The sequence below is a fragment of the Leminorella richardii genome, assembly GCF_900478135.1.
Taxonomy (GTDB): domain Bacteria; phylum Pseudomonadota; class Gammaproteobacteria; order Enterobacterales; family Enterobacteriaceae; genus Leminorella; species Leminorella richardii.
Map to the genome: position 1 here is coordinate 1,816,702 of NZ_LS483470.1, position 18,022 is coordinate 1,834,723.

Annotated in this window: 14 protein-coding genes; 7 read left to right on the plus strand and 7 right to left on the minus strand. The window is 51.1% G+C overall.

Annotated elements, in window-relative coordinates; genetic code table 11:
- Window positions 1-69 precede the first annotated feature (69 nt).
- Window positions 70-312 carry a DUF333 domain-containing protein gene (locus DQM29_RS08395; RefSeq protein ID WP_111740263.1) on the plus strand — a complete coding sequence of 81 codons (243 nt, stop codon included), beginning with the start codon at window positions 70-72 and terminating at the stop codon, window positions 310-312.
- 67 nt (window positions 313-379) lie between these two features.
- On the opposite strand, the gene hslJ is transcribed toward DQM29_RS08395, so the two are convergent.
- On the minus strand, window positions 380-811 hold the full coding sequence (hslJ, locus tag DQM29_RS08400) for a heat shock protein HslJ (RefSeq protein WP_232054881.1): 432 nt from the start codon (window positions 809-811) through the stop codon (window positions 380-382).
- Window positions 812-864: 53 nt separating this feature from the next.
- Window positions 865-1,851 carry a 2-hydroxyacid dehydrogenase gene (locus DQM29_RS08405; RefSeq protein WP_111740264.1) on the minus strand — a complete coding sequence of 329 codons (987 nt, stop codon included), beginning with the start codon at window positions 1,849-1,851 and terminating at the stop codon, window positions 865-867.
- Window positions 1,852-2,014: 163 nt separating this feature from the next.
- Between DQM29_RS08405 and DQM29_RS08410 the strand changes: the two genes are divergently transcribed.
- Genes DQM29_RS08410 through DQM29_RS08420 form a run of 3 tightly spaced genes read left to right on the plus strand, consistent with a single transcriptional unit; the run spans window position 2,015 to window position 5,158 of the window.
- Complete coding sequence (locus DQM29_RS08410; protein ID WP_170126577.1) at window positions 2,015-4,639, plus strand: YdbH family protein; 2,625 nt, start codon at window positions 2,015-2,017, stop codon at window positions 4,637-4,639.
- A 10-nt stretch (window positions 4,640-4,649) separates the two neighbouring features.
- On the plus strand, window positions 4,650-4,826 hold the full coding sequence (locus DQM29_RS08415; RefSeq protein ID WP_415270881.1) for a YnbE family lipoprotein: 177 nt from the start codon (window positions 4,650-4,652) through the stop codon (window positions 4,824-4,826).
- An 8-nt stretch (window positions 4,827-4,834) separates the two neighbouring features.
- Entirely contained in the window at window positions 4,835-5,158 is a 324-nt protein-coding gene (locus tag DQM29_RS08420; RefSeq protein ID WP_111740266.1) for a YdbL family probable chaperone protein, read from the plus strand.
- 58 nt (window positions 5,159-5,216) lie between these two features.
- On the opposite strand, the gene DQM29_RS08425 is transcribed toward DQM29_RS08420, so the two are convergent.
- Window positions 5,217-5,822, minus strand: a complete 606-nt coding sequence (locus tag DQM29_RS08425; RefSeq protein WP_111740267.1) for an FMN-dependent NADH-azoreductase — start codon at window positions 5,820-5,822, stop codon at window positions 5,217-5,219.
- A 205-nt stretch (window positions 5,823-6,027) separates the two neighbouring features.
- Here DQM29_RS08425 and hrpA point away from each other — a divergent pair, with 205 nt between their 5' ends.
- On the plus strand, window positions 6,028-9,915 hold the full coding sequence (gene hrpA / locus DQM29_RS08430) for an ATP-dependent RNA helicase HrpA (RefSeq protein WP_111740268.1): 3,888 nt from the start codon (window positions 6,028-6,030) through the stop codon (window positions 9,913-9,915).
- 93 nt (window positions 9,916-10,008) lie between these two features.
- Here hrpA and ydgH read toward each other — a convergent pair whose 3' ends face one another.
- Window positions 10,009-10,965: a DUF1471 family protein YdgH gene (ydgH, locus tag DQM29_RS08435; RefSeq protein WP_111740269.1), complete on the minus strand. Its 957-nt coding sequence runs from the start codon at window positions 10,963-10,965 to the stop codon at window positions 10,009-10,011.
- A 462-nt stretch (window positions 10,966-11,427) separates the two neighbouring features.
- Here ydgH and pntA point away from each other — a divergent pair, with 462 nt between their 5' ends.
- Window positions 11,428-12,957 (plus strand): Re/Si-specific NAD(P)(+) transhydrogenase subunit alpha, encoded by a 1,530-nt coding sequence (gene pntA, locus DQM29_RS08440; protein WP_111740270.1) that lies wholly within the window; start codon window positions 11,428-11,430, stop codon window positions 12,955-12,957.
- A gap of 14 nt (window positions 12,958-12,971) precedes the next feature.
- Window positions 12,972-14,378 (plus strand): Re/Si-specific NAD(P)(+) transhydrogenase subunit beta, encoded by a 1,407-nt coding sequence (gene pntB / locus DQM29_RS08445; protein ID WP_111740271.1) that lies wholly within the window; start codon window positions 12,972-12,974, stop codon window positions 14,376-14,378.
- Between the two features lie 80 nt (window positions 14,379-14,458).
- On the opposite strand, the gene uspE is transcribed toward pntB, so the two are convergent.
- From uspE to DQM29_RS08460, 3 genes are all read right to left on the minus strand, one after another.
- The gene (uspE, locus tag DQM29_RS08450; protein ID WP_111740272.1) at window positions 14,459-15,403 is read right to left on the minus strand and encodes a universal stress protein UspE; all 945 of its coding nucleotides are present in this window, start codon (window positions 15,401-15,403) and stop codon (window positions 14,459-14,461) included.
- A 132-nt stretch (window positions 15,404-15,535) separates the two neighbouring features.
- Complete coding sequence (locus DQM29_RS08455; RefSeq protein WP_111740273.1) at window positions 15,536-16,993, minus strand: AMP nucleosidase; 1,458 nt, start codon at window positions 16,991-16,993, stop codon at window positions 15,536-15,538.
- Window positions 16,994-17,160: 167 nt separating this feature from the next.
- Window positions 17,161-17,910, minus strand: coding sequence for an FNR family transcription factor (locus DQM29_RS08460; RefSeq protein WP_111740274.1), 750 nt, complete (start codon window positions 17,908-17,910; stop codon window positions 17,161-17,163).
- Window positions 17,911-18,022 lie beyond the last annotated feature (112 nt).

Below are 18,022 nucleotides of genomic sequence, written 5' to 3' on the forward strand. Positions count from 1 at the left end.
AGGCTATCACAGAGGCCTATTACAAAAGCAGCGCGATGATTGATGAACAACGTTCGTTGAGGTAACAGCATGAAAGGAAGAGCATGTCTGCTGGCGTTAAGCAGCATTTTATTATTAGCCGGATGCAGCAGCAGTGAGCCAGTCAGCTCACAGCGCTCGGTGTCTCATAAAAAAATGGAAGTTACTGCGGAGCCAATGGATGCAGTGGCGTTAGCCAACTGTAACAGCATGGGCGGCATGCCGACGACGCTGCATAACCTTGACGGAAGCGCGGTAAGCAAATGTCAGCTGTCTAACGGCAAGCGCTTTTAGGCATTGAATAAAAAAAGGCCGAAGGATCGCTTCGGCCTGAAGATGTCTCCCGCTATCGGGCGTTAGCCTATCTTACCCAGTCCATCCGGCGATAAGTGAGCGTATGAGAAGAAGTGCTTAACGTTAGCATTTCACCATCTAGGTTCACTTGAACGCCTTCATTGAACATGTCAGCGACGGTTTTATCCAACTTATTTAACTGCTCATTCAGGCAGGCCATTCGGGTTGATGCAAGCTGAGGAGCGCTCAAAACGCCGCCTTTCAGCGTGCCTTTCCCCATAAAGCTGTTACACATAGCACCGCTGATGTGCATATTTTCACCAAACTCGATGTCCAGAGGGCGTTGCTGTTTACTGGTGTCCTTGATGGCGACGCCGTCAGCGCTGGTAAGAATAAAGCGATGGTGCATTAAGTCTTTTTCCATCACGGATGATGGACTGTTGGTGCTGCAGCCGGTTAGAACGGTAAGGGCAAAAAGCAGCGGATATAGTGTTTTCACTCTCTCATCTCTCCCAAAGTGATTTCCCAAAAGTAAAACGACAAAAAGTAAAACTACAAAAGGTTAGGGCAGTGCTCACCGTTCTCCAACTGCTGAATGTTTTGCAGCGTGGTTTCGGAAATGCTTAGCAGCGCTTCTTCGGTTAAAAAAGCCTGATGCCCAGTAAACAGCACGTTATGACAGGAAGACAGGCGACGGAAAACGTCGTCTTGGATCACGTCATTGGATTTGTCTTCAAAAAATAGGTCGCGTTCGTTTTCATAAACGTCCATACCCAGCGAGCCTATTTTCTGTTTCTTCAGAGCCTCTATAGCCGCTGGTGAGTCAATTAGACCGCCTCGGCTGGTATTGATCACCATTACACCGTCTTTCATTTGTTCGAACGCCGCAGCGTTTAAAAGGTGATGGTTTTCCGGCGTTAGCGGGCAGTGTAGGCTGATAACGTCAGACTCTTGATACAGCGTTTTCAGGTCAACGTATTCTACGCCAAGCTCCAGTGCCTGAGCGGAGGGATAAGGATCGAAAGCCAACAGGCGCATGCCAAACCCTTTAAGAATACGCATCAGAGCAACGCCGATTTTCCCAGTGCCGATAATGCCTGCCGTTCTGTTATGCATATTAAAGCCGATAAGCCCTTCCAGCGAGAAGTTGGCGTCGCGGGTTCGCTGATAGGCGCGGTGAATGCGGCGATTTAGGCTCATCATCATGCCGACAGCGTGTTCAGCGACGGCTTCCGGTGAGTAGGCTGGAACGCGCACAACCTGAAGCCCAAGCTCGCGAGCGGCGTCCAGGTCGACGTTGTTAAAACCGGCACAGCGGAGCGCTAACAGCTTAACGCCGACTTTCGCTAATGCCTCCAGAACTGGCCGGCTGCCGTCATCATTGACAAAAATGCAGACCGCATTGCAGCCTTCTGCGTTTTTAGCGGTTTGTTCACTAAGCTTAAAGTCAAAAAATTCCAGCGACGCGCCGAAGCGGCGGTTGGCTATCTCAAGGTATTTACGGTCATACTGTTTTGTACTGTAAATGGCCAGTTTCATCTTATTTCTCCGCTAACGTTATAAAATAAATTTACCAGAAATAAGGCGTTGGAACAATTTAACGACATGCTGTCTAAGGGAATATTCGAGTTTGGGCTAAGGCGCTAATATGCTACCCTTATTCATTATGTTTTTCGTTTTGTAAGGTTCGTTCCAGGTGGCTATAGGTAAGCATGTAAAAGCGGTGTTCGCCATCGCGGCAGTAGCCGCGCTGAGCCTTTGCATTGCGTGGCAGACTATTGCTCTTTGGCTACCAACAGTCGCTTCTTACTGGCTTCCCTCCGGTACACATATTGTTTTCACTCAGCGCCCTGAGTTCATTAAGCGCGGCATTTCTCTTCACGGCGTACAGGTTCTTGCGAAGTCATGCTTTTTAGCAGACGTCGGGCCTTTAACTCTGACCTATGAGCAAAGCCGATGGAATTTGACGGGAGAGTCGTTGGATATTGACACTCACTGTCTGGAAAATCTTACTCGCCAAGAAAAGACGCAGGCTGACGATGCAGGCGTATCCCTTCGCGATATTCAGCAGGCGCTGCCGCCGTTTAACCTTGCTCTAGGACGCCTTAGCGTAACGCCTTGGGAGCCCTACAGCAGCAAAGTCACTTTAAATAGTGACGCCCGAGGCCAGCGGCTAAATATTCAGGGAAAGCTGTTATCGGGCACGGCAACGCTGGATGACCAACAAACGCTGACGCTAGAAACCCTGACGATGCGCTTTCCCGACAGCCCTGAAGTGGTGGCTCTCAACGGTGCGGTACAGGTTCCCTTAAATTTGGATTCAATACCAGAGCGGGGAAATATCGATGCTGAGGTGATCTCTACCGCGGTGGATAAACCGTTAGCAGTCAGACTTACTTGGCAGCAGCAGGATGGTCACTTAGGCGTTTCGCCAAAGGGTGAAGACACGCAGCTGCTGGACGTTCCCTGGACGCTGTCAGGGAAAACGCTTATCGTACAAAACGGCCGATGGCAGTGGCCTTATGCCGGGCAGGATATTTCCGGCGGCGTTAACATGACGCTGAAAGATTGGAACAGCGACTACAGCGAAGCCAATCTTGAGGCTCGGGTTAATCTGGTAACGCAGGGAAAAGCCGGTAAAGGCAACGTGGTATTAACGCTCGTACCGGGTATTGCAAGCCTGAAAAACAGCGATTTGCGGTTTCAGTTAACCGGTAAGATTAACGAGGATGCGCTGTCGTTTTACGCAACTATTCCCGGCTCAATAACGGGTACGCTTCTTAATCCAACCCTCAGCCTGACATCCGGCGCGCTGCTGCGGGCAACCGGGCCAGTCACGCCCGATATCTATCTGCACGAGGCGCGCCTTCCACTAGCGGGTATCTCCCTTACCGATAAAGGTATTAACGGTCGGCTTCAGACTATTGTGAATGCCAGTCATCGATACTGGGGTAAATATCGGCTGCATCTGGACGGACGTTCGCAGGATTTTTGGTTTGATAGAGGGCACTGGGAGTATAACTTCTGGGGCGGCGGCGATATGCCTCCGCTCAAGGCACGTTGGGACATGACGGGAAAAGGTGAATGGAACGACAGTCAAATTCGCCTTCAGTCTTTATCAACCGGCTTTAATCGCCTGATTTACGGTCGCGTCACGGTCAATAAACCACGTTTGACGCTGTCTGAACCGCTGGTTTGGGATCGCGCGCAAAATACCTACGAGGCAGGTTGGCAGTTGCAGACGCAGAAGGTGTCTTTCGACAACGGCGGCTATTTACCAACCTCAGCGCTTAACATTCGCTTTTTTGGCCGCAACCCCGCTGACTTCCAGTGGAAGGGCGATCTCAGCGCCGGGAAAATAGGCCCGGTCAACCTTAACGGTCGTTGGGATGGTCAGCTCATTCGCGGTGAAGCCTGGTGGCCTGAACAGTCCCTGACGGTGTTTCAAACGCTGCTGCCTCCGGATCTCGGCTTCAAGATCCGCGGCGGTAAGCTGTACGCACAGGCTGCATTCTCTATTTCGGAAACCAACGGTATAGAGGCGGGTGGCCACTGGGTGGTTAAAGACGGCGGTATGTGGTTGAAAGACGGCGACCTGAGCGGGTTGGACTTTGTGATGTCCTATCGTCTTAAAGATCACGTTTGGCAGCTTGGGGCAAAAGCGCCGGTTAAATTGCGCATTAAGCACCTAAATAACCTGTTCGACATGCAGAATATCACTGCTGCCCTTCAGGGCTTTTACCCGCACACTGAGCGAAACCCACTGAGACTGACTAATGTCGGTGTCGACATTCTTAGTGGACGTATCAGCATTCCGTCGATGAACTTTCCACAAAAAGAGCCAGCCGTTCTCACCCTAAAGGGCGTCGATCTCAGCGAACTGTTTACCATATTAAAACCGAAGCAGTTCACCATGTCGGGTAAGGTCAACGGGGAGCTGCCTCTTTACCTCAACCATCCTGAATGGCTGGTGCGTAACGGCTGGATTGAAAACGATCGCGCGCTAACGCTGCGCCTAGACAGAGATCTTGTCAACGCTATCAGCGAAGACAATATGGCGACAGGCGACATTATGGACTGGCTTGGCTATATGGAAATCAGCCGCTCGCGGGCAGATGTGAATCTGAGCAATCTTGGGCTATTGACCATGGACGCGCAGATTAAAGGCTTTAACCCCACCAAAAATGCCGAAAGGCTGGTGGTTCTCAACTATCATCATGAAGAAGACATTTTTCAGCTTTGGCGTAGTCTGCGTTTTGGCGACAATCTGCAGGATACGCTACAGCAGTTTTTCTCGTTACCCAAGGAGCAGAAGCCTCGTGAATAATTTCAAAGGAATCACGGCGATCGCGCTAGCCGCGCTTTTCTTGGGCGGGTGTGTACCGCGTATTGAGGTCGCCCCGTCAAAGGAGCCTATCGTTATCAATATGAACGTGAAGATTGAGCACGAGATCCGCATTAAAGTGGACAAAGATGTCGAAAAGATGCTGAAAACGCAGTCTGACATTTTTTAGGAGACGCAATGAAGGCTATTTATGCGGGAATGACAGCGCTCTGTTTGCTGTTTAGCTCTACTTCTTGGGCGTTGACGCTTCAAGAGGCCAAAGGGCAGGGACTGGTGGGAGAAACGCTGGGCGGCTACTTGGCGCCAGTGAAAGACAGTCAGCAGGCAAAAGATTTTGCTAATAAAATTAATCAGGCACGTTTAGAGCAGTACAAGAAAGTGGCGAAGGAAAACGGTCTTCGCGCTGACGATGTGGCCAAGATGACCGGCAAAAAGCTAGTGGATCGCGCCCAGAGCGGTGAATACGTTAAAGGAATTAACGGTCTGTGGTTAAAAAAGTAGGCTATATTTCAGAAATGAAAAAGCGGAGCCTGATGACTCCGCTTTTTTATGTTACAGATTACGCTGCAACGTACTGTTCGATAAACGCTTTGGCGTCATCCTGCGCTTTTTTCGCAACATCAGGGCCGTAGGCAATACCTTCCTGATAGACGAACTCAACGTCGGTGATGCCGATAAAACCAAGGAACAGCGACAGGTAAGGTGAAACCAGATCGGTTGGGGTATCTTTGTGAATACCGCCGCGGCTGGTCAGAATATAGGCTTTCTTACCGGTAATTAAGCCTTCAGGACCTTTTTCAGTGTAGCGAAAGGTCACGCCGGCACGGGCAATCAGGTCAAAGTAGTTCTTTAACTGAGTGGAAATATTGAAGTTGTACATTGGAGCGCCGATAACGATAATATCGTTGCTCTTCAGTTCTTCAATCAGCGTGTCAGACAGCGCCATCGCGTCTTTTTGACGAGCTGACAGCTCTTGGCCTGATGGGCGCATTGCGCCGACCAGTTCACCGTCCAGAACGGGAACGGGATTTGCAGCCAGATCGCGAATGCTGATCACGTCAGAAGGGTTCTCTCTTCTCCACTGTTCGACAAAGTAATCAGCCAGAATATTTGATTGAGAGTAGTCGGCCAGAATGCTTGATTTCAGAACTAATACATTACTCATGATAAATCCTTGTTTATATGGTTCATCTCAATATGTGTTGTATTCTATTCATCCTGCTCCGTGGTTGATAGCATAAATATTAGAAAGTGTTATTCATTATTTTTGAACAACAAAGCAAGCCGCGCCAGCATTGACGCGAGCTGGTTTGTGGTACTATACGCGGCGCAGGAAATGTATTCTTTTATTCAGTACAGGACAACCATTCGTGAAATCCCCCTTTGCCGCCTTATCTGAGCGGCTTTCCACTCTGATGCTGGTTGACAGGCAACGTCTACAGAGACGACTAGACGGTGCGCGCCGCATTCGTCAGTCTGAGAAGCTGACCGCCGCGTTTGCAGAAATTGAACGCGATATCGAACGCTGTCAGCAGCGGGTTCTTCTGCGTCAGTCAGCAAAGCCGGTTATTATCTATCCGCCTTCACTTCCGGTTAGTGAAAAGCGAGAGACGTTGCTGGACGCTATTCGCGATCATCAAGTGGTGATTATTGCGGGCGAAACGGGCTCAGGTAAAACGACGCAGATCCCTAAACTCTGTCTGGAGCTGGGAAGAGGGATTAAGGGAACTATCGGACACACGCAGCCGAGAAGACTGGCAGCGAGAACGGTAGCAAGCCGCATCGCGGAAGAGTTAAATACACCGCTGGGCGAAGCGGTAGGCTACAAGGTGCGCTTTAACGACCGCATCGGCGACAATACGCTCGTCAAGCTGATGACTGACGGCATTTTGCTGGCGGAAATTCAGCAGGATCGCCTGCTGATGCAGTACGACACGATTATTATTGATGAAGCGCACGAGCGCAGCCTGAACATCGACTTTATTCTCGGCTACCTGCGCCAGCTGCTGCCAAAGCGCCCGGATCTTAAAGTTATTATTACGTCGGCGACCATTGATCCTCAGCGTTTCTCTCGTCACTTTCATCAGGCGCCGATTGTCGAGGTGTCGGGAAGAACTTATCCCGTTGAAGTGCGCTATCGCCCGATTGTCGAAGGCAGCGAAGACGGTGACCGCGACCAGCAGCAGGGCATTCTGGACGCAGTTGATGAGCTGATGCATGAAGCGCCGGGAGATATTCTGGTGTTTATGAGCGGTGAACGGGAGATACGGGATACCGCAGAGGCGCTAAATCGACAAAATCTGCCCCATACAGAGGTTTTACCGCTTTACGCTAGACTATCTAACGCTGAACAGAACCGAGTGTTTCAATCACACACCGGGCGGCGTATTGTGCTGGCGACCAACGTGGCCGAAACGTCATTGACCGTGCCGGGCATTAAGTACGTTATCGACCCTGGAACCGCGCGCATCAGTCGCTATAGCGTAAGAACCAAGGTGCAGCGGCTGCCCATCGAACCGATTTCCCAAGCTTCCGCCAATCAGCGAAAAGGGCGCTGCGGTCGCGTATCGGACGGCGTCTGTATTCGGCTCTATTCCGAGCAGGACTTTTTGTCCCGCGATGAGTTCACCGATCCGGAAATTCTGCGCACTAATCTGGCGTCAGTTATTCTGCAAATGACCGCTATCGGACTTGGTGACATTGCCGCGTTTCCGTTTGTCGAAGCGCCAGACAAACGCAATATTCAAGACGGCGTTCGCCTGTTGGAAGAGCTTGGCGCCATTGAGTCTTTTGAGGAGGGTAAAAGCCGTTTGACGCCTATTGGTCGCCAGCTGGCTCAATTGCCTATCGATCCGCGTCTGGCGCGAATGGTGATTGAAGGGCAAAAGAACGGCTGCGTGCGCGAGATGATGATCGTTACTTCCGCGCTGTCGATTCAAGATCCCCGAGAGCGGCCGCTCGAAAAGCAGCAGGCGTCTGATGAGAAGCACCGCCGATTCAGCGATAAAGACTCTGACTTTATCGCCTTTGTTAATCTGTGGCACTACCTTGCAGAGCAGCAAAAGGCGCTTTCATCGTCTCAGTTTCGCAGGCTGTGTAAAACAGACTACTTAAACTACCTGCGTGTGAGAGAGTGGCAGGATGTTTATACTCAGCTGCGTCAGGTGGTGAAAGAGCTGGGTTTACCGGTAAACAGTACACCGGCTGAATATCGGGAGATTCATACCGCGCTGCTGTCTGGCCTGCTGTCGCACATTGGTCAAAAGGACGTAGAAAAGCAGGAGTTTACCGGCGCTCGCAACGCTCGATTTGCCATTTTTCCAGGCTCAGGGCTGTTTAAAAAACCGCCCAAGTGGGTCATGGTTTCTGAACTGGTGGAAACCAGCCGGCTTTGGGGGAGAACAGCGGCGCGTATTGACGCTGAATGGGTCGAACCCCTAGCCCAGCATTTGATTAAGCGTTCCTATAGCGATCCTCACTGGGAAAAGGCTCAGGGCGCGGTGATGGCCAGTGAAAAGGTTACGCTATACGGCCTACCGATTGTCGCCGAGCGTAAGGTTAACTACGGCAGTATCGATCCGGTCGTCAGCCGAGAACTGTTTATTCGGCACGCGCTGGTAGACGGCGACTGGCAGAGCCGACACGCGTTCTTTCAGGCAAACCGCAGGCTGATCTCTGAGGTTGAAGAGTTAGAGAACAAGTCTCGTCGCAGAGACATTCTGGTTGATGATGAGACGCTGTTTCACTTTTATGAGCAGCGTATCGGCCAAGAGGTGGTTTCAGGCCGCCACTTTGACAGCTGGTGGCGCAAGGCGTCTCGCGAGCAGCCGGATTTACTGAATTTTGAAAAGTCGATGCTGATCAAGGACGGTTCTGGCAACGTCAGTGCCCTCGATTACCCTAATAGCTGGCATCAGGGCAATTTGCGCCTGCGGGTGACTTATCAGTTTGAACCCGGTGCCAATGCAGACGGCGTAACCGTTCATATTCCATTGCCGGTTCTGAATCAGGTTCAGGAAGAGGGCTTTGACTGGCAAATCCCTGGCTTACGGCGAGACCTGGTGATTGCACTGATTAAGTCATTGCCTAAGCCCATTAGGCGAAACTTTGTACCTGCACCTAACTATGCAGAAGCCTTTCTGGCTCGAACAGCGCCACTGGAGAACAGCCTGCTGGACTCTCTGGAGCGGGAACTTCGCCTGATGACAGGGGTGACGGTGTCACGTGAAGAGTGGCAGTGGGATCAGGTACCCGATCATCTAAAAGTCACTTTTCGCGTTGTTGATGACAAAAATAAGCTTCTTGCCGAAGGTAAAGTGCTGGATGAGTTAAAGCAGAAGCTTAAGGCTAAAGTACAGCAGACGCTTTCCACTGTTGCTGACGATGGCATCGAGCAAAGCGGCCTGCATCTTTGGTCTTTCGGAACGCTGCCGGAGCGCTTTGAGCAAAAACGGGGCGGCTATTCGGTCAAAGCCTATCCCGCGCTGACGGACGAGAAAGACAGCGTTGGCATTCGCCTGTTTGAAACAGAAGAGCAGCAGCAGTCAGCAATGTGGTTGGGTACGCGGCGTCTGTTACTGCTAAATATTCCTTCACCGATTAAGTATCTGCATGAAAAGCTGCCGAATAAGGCTAAGCTGGGGCTTTACTTTAACCCGTTTGGTAAAGTGCTGGATCTGATTGATGACTGTATTGACTGTGGTATAGACAGGCTTATTGCTCAGTACGGTGGCCCGGTATGGAATGAAGAGGGTTTCGAAGCGCTTAAAGAGCAGGTTCGCGCTGAGCTAAACGACAGCGTTGTGGAAATCGCCAAGCAGGTTGAGCAAATCCTGACGACGGCTCACAGCATTAATAAACGCCTGAAAGGGCGCGTTGACGTGTCGCTTGCGCTGGCTCTGTCGGACATCAAGTCACAGATGAGCGGGCTGATTTATCGAGGATTTGTCAGCCATAGCGGCTGGAAGCGCCTGCCTGATATTTTGCGCTATCTGCAAGCGATTGAACGCCGTATGGAGAAGCTGTCACTCGATCCGCACAGGGACAGGGCGCAGATGCTTCGGGTAGAAAGCGTTCAGCAGCAGTATCAGGCGCTGTTGAACAAGATCCCCGGCCATAGGGCGCCACCGGCTGAGGTTGCCGAAATCCGCTGGATGATTGAAGAGCTGAGAGTAAGCTATTTTGCTCAACAGTTGGGCACCCCGTATCCCGTATCTGACAAGCGAATAGCGCAGGCTATTGAACAGGTGACAATGTAACTTATAGCGTTTGTCATAGAACGCTTGCTTATAGAGTCAAAGAGAATAAAAAAGGCCGCTAAATCAGCGGCCTTTTTTACGTTTAGAGGGGGATTACTTAAAGATATCCGCAGAGACGGTAACAACGCCGCCCTGTTTTTCCCACTGGCGAGTAATGTGGTAGTACTTGCCGCCTTTGGCTGCTGTACGCTTGGCGATTTGCTCTGACATGTCTACCGAGTTGCTAAAGTTATCGGTGATAGTGACAGAGTCAAACGGCGTCATTTTGGCCGCCGTCGCGTTATTCAGCTCTTCAATCTTTGTTCCGTCACGTAGGGTAATGGTGTAGCGAGAACCTTCAGTGCTGGTCTGAGTTTCAAAGAAGCGGCCTACGTCTGAACTAAACGAGGTAGAGGACGCTACGTTTGGAATTTCTACGTCTTTAGCCGCTTCGCCGCCGGCAGCAAGCGCTGCGCGACCTGCATCAGAATCAGCCGGAATTGGGTTATCCTGCACCTGAAGCTTTCTCACTGGTGCATCTTTCTTATAGACGTAAGCCGTGATGTACTGGTTTGCACCGCGGTTAGCGTCGATTTGGCGTACGATATAGAACGAGTAGGCGCCTTTTGCTTTTGCTTCTTTGGTAATTTCGTTATTGACGTCTTCTTGAAGCGGGAAGTAACCGCGAATTGACACGGTATCAAACGGCTGCAGCTTAATAGCTTCTTCTTTCGGCAGTTCGCGAACGCCGTTGAAAACGCGATATTCCGTCTCTTTAGTGGTTGCTGCCGCATCGGCACTGTAAAGGTCTACAATGACGCGCCAGTTGCCGCCTTCAGAGTTTTGATCGCTAATGTCGCGAACGTAGAAAGAGGCGGCACCAAGGCGATCTGCGCGCTTTGAAGCGGCCTGATTGGCTTCAAAAATGCTGCTGTAGTGGCCTGAAAAGGTGATTCTATCGAAAGGAACTAGTTGGTCAGCTTTTTCAGGGGTTAACTCTTGTGCTGCAAATGCAGAAAAAGCCATTCCGGAAAGTAGAGCTGCGGTCGTTAGCGTTGTTTTCAGCTTCATAAAGGATCCTTCACGCCTTACTTTTCTATTAACGTCGTTAAATTTTGCTACCGCTAAGGGTAAGCGATTATGTCATGGATTGACAGGGGATGCGTTAGCATTTTTTATTATCTTCACACAGAACGCACCTGTCTGGGTTTTTTGTGCCAACAGTAAGATTGTTGTTGAGTTCGTCGTTCGGTTAAAAAAACGGCAATGGATCCAATTTCTATAACAAGTTGATAAAAAAAGGTGAGAATAATGTCGGAGACTATGGATCGCAGAGTATATTTTCAGTAGGTTATAGGCTGCTGAATTGACCGGAATAGACTATAAATTTTACGGACATTCTGCTTTTCGTGTGCTCGGCTCAGCACGTTAGAACATTCAGATATTCCCTCACTCCTTTAACGTCTCTTTTGGGCGAACGGAGAAAGGGCATAGCAAACGCTTATCATCCACGACTGATGAAAAGGGAAAAATATGCAAATTGGTGTACCAAGAGAGCGGTTGGCCAATGAAGCCCGAGTGGCTGCAACACCGAAAACGGTAGAGCAGCTGATCAAACTTGGGTTCTCAGTGGCCATAGAACAAGGCGCGGGCAAGCTCGCAAGCTTTGATGACTCCGCGTATGAGGCCGCTGCCGCAACCATCGTTTCGCCAGATGACGTCTGGGCGTCAGACATTATTCTGAAAGTGAACGCGCCAAATGAGAGCGAAGTGGAACTGCTTAGGGAGGGCACGACGCTGGTCAGCTTTATTTGGCCTGCGCAAAACCCTGAACTGATGCAGAAGCTGGCGGACAAGAACGTCACCGTCATGGCGATGGACTCTGTTCCCCGCATTTCGCGCGCTCAGTCTATGGATGCCCTGAGCTCCATGGCTAACATTGCAGGCTATCGCGCTATTGTTGAAGCGGCTCACGAGTTTGGCCGCTTTTTTACTGGCCAAATTACCGCTGCCGGTAAAGTGCCTCCCGCGAAGGTCATGGTGATCGGCGCTGGCGTTGCCGGCCTGGCAGCCATTGGCGCAGCTGGCAGCCTTGGCGCTATCGTTCGCGCATTTGATACCCGCCCTGAAGTTAAAGAGCAGGTTCAAAGCATGGGTGCCGAATTCCTTGAGCTGGACTTCGAAGAAGAAGCCGGCAGCGGGGATGGCTATGCCAAAGTGATGTCTGAGGCCTTTATCAAGGCGGAGATGGAGCTTTTTGCCAATCAGGCGAAAGAGGTCGACATCATTGTGACCACTGCGCTTATTCCCGGCAAACCAGCACCGAAGCTCATCACTGAAGAGATGGTCGCTTCTATGAAGCCGGGCAGCGTTATTGTTGACCTTGCGGCTCAAAACGGCGGTAACTGTGCGCTGACGCAGGCTGATAAAGTGGTTGAAACGGAAAACGGCGTGAAGATTATCGGCTATACCGATCTGCCTAGCCGTTTACCGACCCAGTCTTCTCAGCTTTACGGCACCAACCTGCTGAACCTGTTGAAGCTGCTGTGCAAAGAGAAAGACGGCACGCTGGACGTCAACTTTGAAGACGACGTGATCCGCGGTGTGACTGTTATCAAAACCGGCGAAATTACCTGGCCGGCTCCGCCGATTAAAGTATCGGCTCAACCGCAAAAGCCTAAGGCGCAAGAGCCTGTTGCCGCAGCTGTTGAGAAAAAAGCGTCGCCAGTGAAGAAACTGGTGATTCTGGCGCTGGCAATCGTGCTGTTTGGCTGGCTGGCCAGCGTTTCTCCGGCTTCTTTCCTGTCTCACTTTACCGTCTTTGCGCTATCCTGCGTGGTCGGCTATTACGTGGTATGGAACGTCAGCCATGCGCTGCATACGCCTCTGATGTCAGTGACTAACGCCATCTCCGGCATTATTGTCGTGGGCGCGCTGCTGCAGATTGGCCACGGGGGATGGGTGACACTCTTCTCCTTTATTGCGGTGTTGATCGCCAGTATTAATATTTTCGGCGGCTTTACTGTTACCCAGCGCATGCTGAAAATGTTCCGGAAGAACTAAGAGGAGTAGCAAATATGTCTGGAGGATTAGTTACAGCCGCATATATTGTTGCTGCCATTCTCTTTATTTTCAGCCTTGCCGGTCTGTCTAAACACGAGACGTCCAAGCAGGGAAACACGTTCGGCGTTGTCGGTATGGCTATCGCCCTGATTGCCACCATCTTTGGTCCTTACTCTAGCAATGTGGGTTGGATCCTGACGGCAATGGTGATTGGTGGGGCTATCGGTATCTATCTGGCTAAAAAGGTCGAAATGACCGAAATGCCTGAGCTGGTTGCTATCCTGCACAGCTTTGTTGGTCTGGCGGCGGTACTGGTTGGCTTTAACAGCTATATCGTTGGTCCACACCTAGAAGGCGTTAGCCCAGAAGAACTGCAGGTTGTGCTTAACATTCACCACGTAGAGGTGTTCCTTGGCATCTTTATCGGTGCGGTGACCTTTACCGGTTCAGTTGTAGCATTTGGCAAACTGCGCGGTACGATTTCATCCAAGCCTCTGATGCTGCCTCACCGCCACAAGCTGAATCTAGCGGCGATCGTAGTGTCATTCCTGCTTATGCTGATGTTCGTCAATAGTGAAAGCGTCGGCGTGCAGGTCTTCGCCATGCTGATCATGACGGTTATCGCACTGGCTTTTGGCTGGCACCTGGTGGCTTCTATCGGTGGTGCAGATATGCCGGTTGTGGTGTCCATGCTGAACTCCTACTCCGGTTGGGCCGCGGCGGCTGCAGGTTTCATGCTGAGCAACGACCTGCTGATCGTCACCGGTGCGCTGGTTGGTTCTTCCGGTGCTATCCTGTCTTACATCATGTGTAAAGCCATGAACCGCTCCTTCATTAGCGTTATTGCGGGCGGCTTCGGTACTGACGGTTCTTCAACCGGCAGTGACGAGGAGATGGGCGAACACCGTGAAACGACAGCAGAAGAAGTTGCCGAGCTGCTTAAAAGCTCCAGCTCTGTCATCATCACGCCGGGATACGGTATGGCGGTGGCTCAGGCACAGTACCCAGTAGCGGAAATTACCGCTAAGCTGCGCGAGAAGGGCATTAAGGTGCGCTTTGGTATTCACCCTGTTGCGGGGCGCTTACCGGGCCACATGAACGTTCTACTAGCGGAAGCCAAAGTGCCTTATGACGTGGTGCTGGAAATGGACGAGATCAACGAAGACTTCCCTGAAACCGACACCGTTCTGGTTATCGGCGCTAACGATACCGTTAACCCGGCCGCGCTGGAAGATCCGCGCAGCCCGATTGCCGGTATGCCAGTGCTGGAAGTGTGGAAGGCGCAAAACGTTATCGTGTTTAAGCGCTCAATGAATACCGGCTACGCTGGCGTTCAAAACCCGCTGTTCTTCAAGGAAAATACCCAAATGCTGTTTGGGGATGCCAAAGAAAGCGTCGATAATATTCTGCGCGCGCTGTAAGCGTACAGAACTGTGAAAACCAAAGGGCCGCAATTGCGGCCCTTGTTTTTTTATGCGGTTAGTTTGGGTGTAACGAACAATCAATCCTCGTCGTCGTGATCGTCGTGTTCGGAAGTATCATCTGGCTTGATGGCCAGCAGGTCACAGCGTAAATGGCCAATTACGCGCTCTGCCGTATTGCCGATAAAGGCTGCAGACAGGCCCGTACGACCTACAGTACCTAATACCACAATACCCGCCTGGATCTCTTCTGCAACGGCGGGAATGACGTCTTCCGGTAGCCCGCGCTCAACGTGAGTCCGCTCTTCTGGAATGCCAAACTGCTGACGCAGCGCCTTCATGGCAATCAGATACTGGCCGCGGATAGCATTGTTATAGACCGTTGGATCAAACTCCGGCAGCTCAATGGCAATATTAATTGAAGTGGTTGGATAGGCGCTGACTAGATGCAATTCGGTGCTGTCTGCAAAGCCGGCTAGTGCAAGCGACTCTTTAACCAGCTTGTGGTTCAGCTCGTCGTGGAAGTCTTCTTCGCTAGCGAGATTAACGGAAACCAGCGCTTTTCCTTGCTCAGGCCAAGGCTGGTCTTTAACCATCCAGACGGCGCAGGCGCACTTGCGCAGCAGGTGCCAGTCAATCGGGGTAAAGATAACTGACTCAAGGCGATCCTGTTGGTGAGCGGCTTTAAGCAGCAGATCGTGCCCAAACTCAGCCACTTCCTCGATGACCGCTTCGTGATAGCGTTTGTGCCAAACTACTTTGATTTCGATATTAACGCCGGACTCAATGTAGTAGTGGCTAAGTTGACGTATCCACGCGACGCGCTGATCGATAGCGCTTTGCCGCATAGCCATTCGCTCGTCCTGGGAGAGCAGGCTGGTGACCTCATAGGAAAAATCAAAGATAGGCAGGAATGCCTTGATTTTACCGCCGTTGCGGCGCACCAGATAAACCGCTCGCCGTAGGGCCGCCTGATCCTCTTCATCAGGATCGATTGCTACAATAAGATTTTGGTAGTGTGCCATAGCGGGTCCCCCAGTTATCGATAAACGTCATTTATTAAAGAGTAAACCATACAACAAAAACATAACAGCAAGAGAATCAGACCCTGATCAAGCTTTTGCCATATAGCCGGTTAAGCCATTGGCTCGCTACTGCTAGCGGAAAGGCGGTTCGTTAAAGGTTCTCAGCTTGCGAGAGTGGAGTTTTTCCCCTTCGATACGCAGTAGGTCAATAGCGCAGATGCCTATTTGCAAATGCTCAGAAATAGCACCCTCGTAAAAACGGTTAGCCTGGCCGGGAAGCTTGATTTCTCCGTGTAGCGGTTTATCGGAAACGCACAGCAGCGTGCCGTAAGGTACGCGAAAGCGATATCCCTGAGCGGCAATAGTGGCGCTTTCCATATCTATGGCGATAGCGCGGCTAAGATTGAACCGACGCGCTGACGCGGTGTAGCGAAGCTCCCAGTTACGGTCGTCCGTAGTGACTACGGTGCCGGTACGTAAACGCTGTTTAACTTCAAGGCCGGGCATACCGCTAACGGTTTTTGTCGCATCGTAGAGTGCGCGCTGTACTTCAGCAATGCTGGGAATCGGGATATCGGGAGGCAGTACGGTATCCAGTACGTGGTCGTCTCGCAGGTAGGCGTGAGCCAGCACGTAGTCGCCAATAGATTGACTCTCACGCAGCCCGCCGCAGTGGCCAATCATCAGCCAGACGTTAGGGCGTAAAACCGCCAGATGGTCACAAATGGTTTTGGCGTTAGAAGGCCCGACGCCGATATTGACCAGCGTAATACCCTGACCGTCTTTCGTAAGTAAGTGATAGGCAGGCATTTGGTGATTTTTCCCGCTTACGTCAGGCGCATCGGCGGTGACGTTACTGTGCTCGTCTAACCAAACGCCTCCGGCACAGGAAAGTGCAATGTAAGGTGAGCTTGCATCACTGATTTGCTGACGCGCCCAGCGCACAAACTCGTCAACGTAGCGCGTATAGTTGGTAAATAAAACAAACGGCTGAAAGTGCTCAACGGGAGTGCCAGTATAGTGACGAAGGCGAGCCAGCGAAAAATCGACTCGCCTTGCGTCAAAGTGAGAGAGTGGGCTAAAGCCTGCGGGTTGAAAAAGGCCGTCTGCCGTTTCATCGCCAATTTGCGCCAGTTCAGTTGTAGGGAAATAGCGAGTCAAGTCAGCGCTCATCGATCTGTCTAGAGCTAAGCTGGCTCCGTCAATGACATAAGGATAGGGAATTTCATGGCTAGACGGAACAACCTCAATGCTGGCGCCGTAGTCTTCTTGAAGCAGATTGAGCTGCTCCTCTAAATATTCACGAAATAGCGCAGGGCGAGTAATAGTGGTTGTATAACATCCCGGATGGGTGAAGCGGCCATAGGCGCGAGTTTTTACCGACGAGTGGGGCGTACCGTTCCAGCTAACTTTAAGCTCAGGGTAGACAAACAGGCCGTCTTTGCGCGCCTGTTCGTCAGGCAAGGTTCCGTTTTCAATGAAGACAGCAATGGCGTTACGCAATGCTTCAACAGCGCTGTTATACATGGCTTCCAGTTTATCTAGTGCCTGAACGGGCGTGAGCTCTACTGCATCGTGCTGAAAGGGCATGGGTTTTCCTCTGTATATGAATGGCATTTGATATAAACAGTATGTCACGAAGCCGGGAGAACGAAAGGGATTCCCGAGAGAAAAGCGAGGTGTATTCAGAATAAAGTGGAGGAAATCTATTCACGCGATGGGCAGTTGCGCACCGCGTGAGGGGAGAAAATCAGGGATTACTCTGGCTGGTTTTGCCCGGCCAGCTCGGCCAGTGTATCAATATCCTGAATGGTAATGTATTTACCCTTAACGCTCAGAATATCGCTCTTCTGGAAGCGACCCAGCAAGCGGCTGATGGTTTCTACCGTTAATCCAAGATAGTTGCCAATATCGCCACGGGTCATCGTTAGGCGAAACTCTCTGGGAGAGAAGCCGCGCTGTGCAAAGCGGCGAGACAGGTTATAGATAAACGCAGCCAGACGCTCTTCCGCATTCTTTTTAGAGAGAAGCAGGATCATGTCCTGATCGCCTTTGATTTCACCGCTCATCAGCCGCATGATTTGCTGGCGCAGGCTGGGCATTTTTCCTGAAAGGTCATCTAGGATCTCATAAGGGATTTCACACACCATCGACGTTTCCAGCGCCTGAGCAAAGCTAGGGTGAGAATGGGTGCCGATAGCATCAAAACCCACTAAATCCCCAGCGAGATGGAACCCGGTGATCTGCTCATCGCCCTGTTCGGTGATGGTATAGCTTTTAATGGTGCCTGAACGAATAGCGTAAAGTGACTTAAGCTCATCGCCTGCTTTAAACAGCGCCTGTCCCTTTTGAATAGGCTTCTTACGCTCAATGATATTATCAAGCTGATTCAGTTCATGCTCATTCAGCGTAAAAGGGATGCACAGCGGGCTAATACAGCAATCCTGACAGTGGATTGCACATCCGCCTGACTGTATGCGCCGAATTGTTCGCTTTTCCGGAATCATAGGTTTGAGCTCTGTTTATTTGATATGCGTCAATTTTAACAGCTTTTTTTGCAATAGGTAAGGCTTAGACAAAACTCTAGGGGAACGCCGTTGTCAAATAGCGCTAAATTTT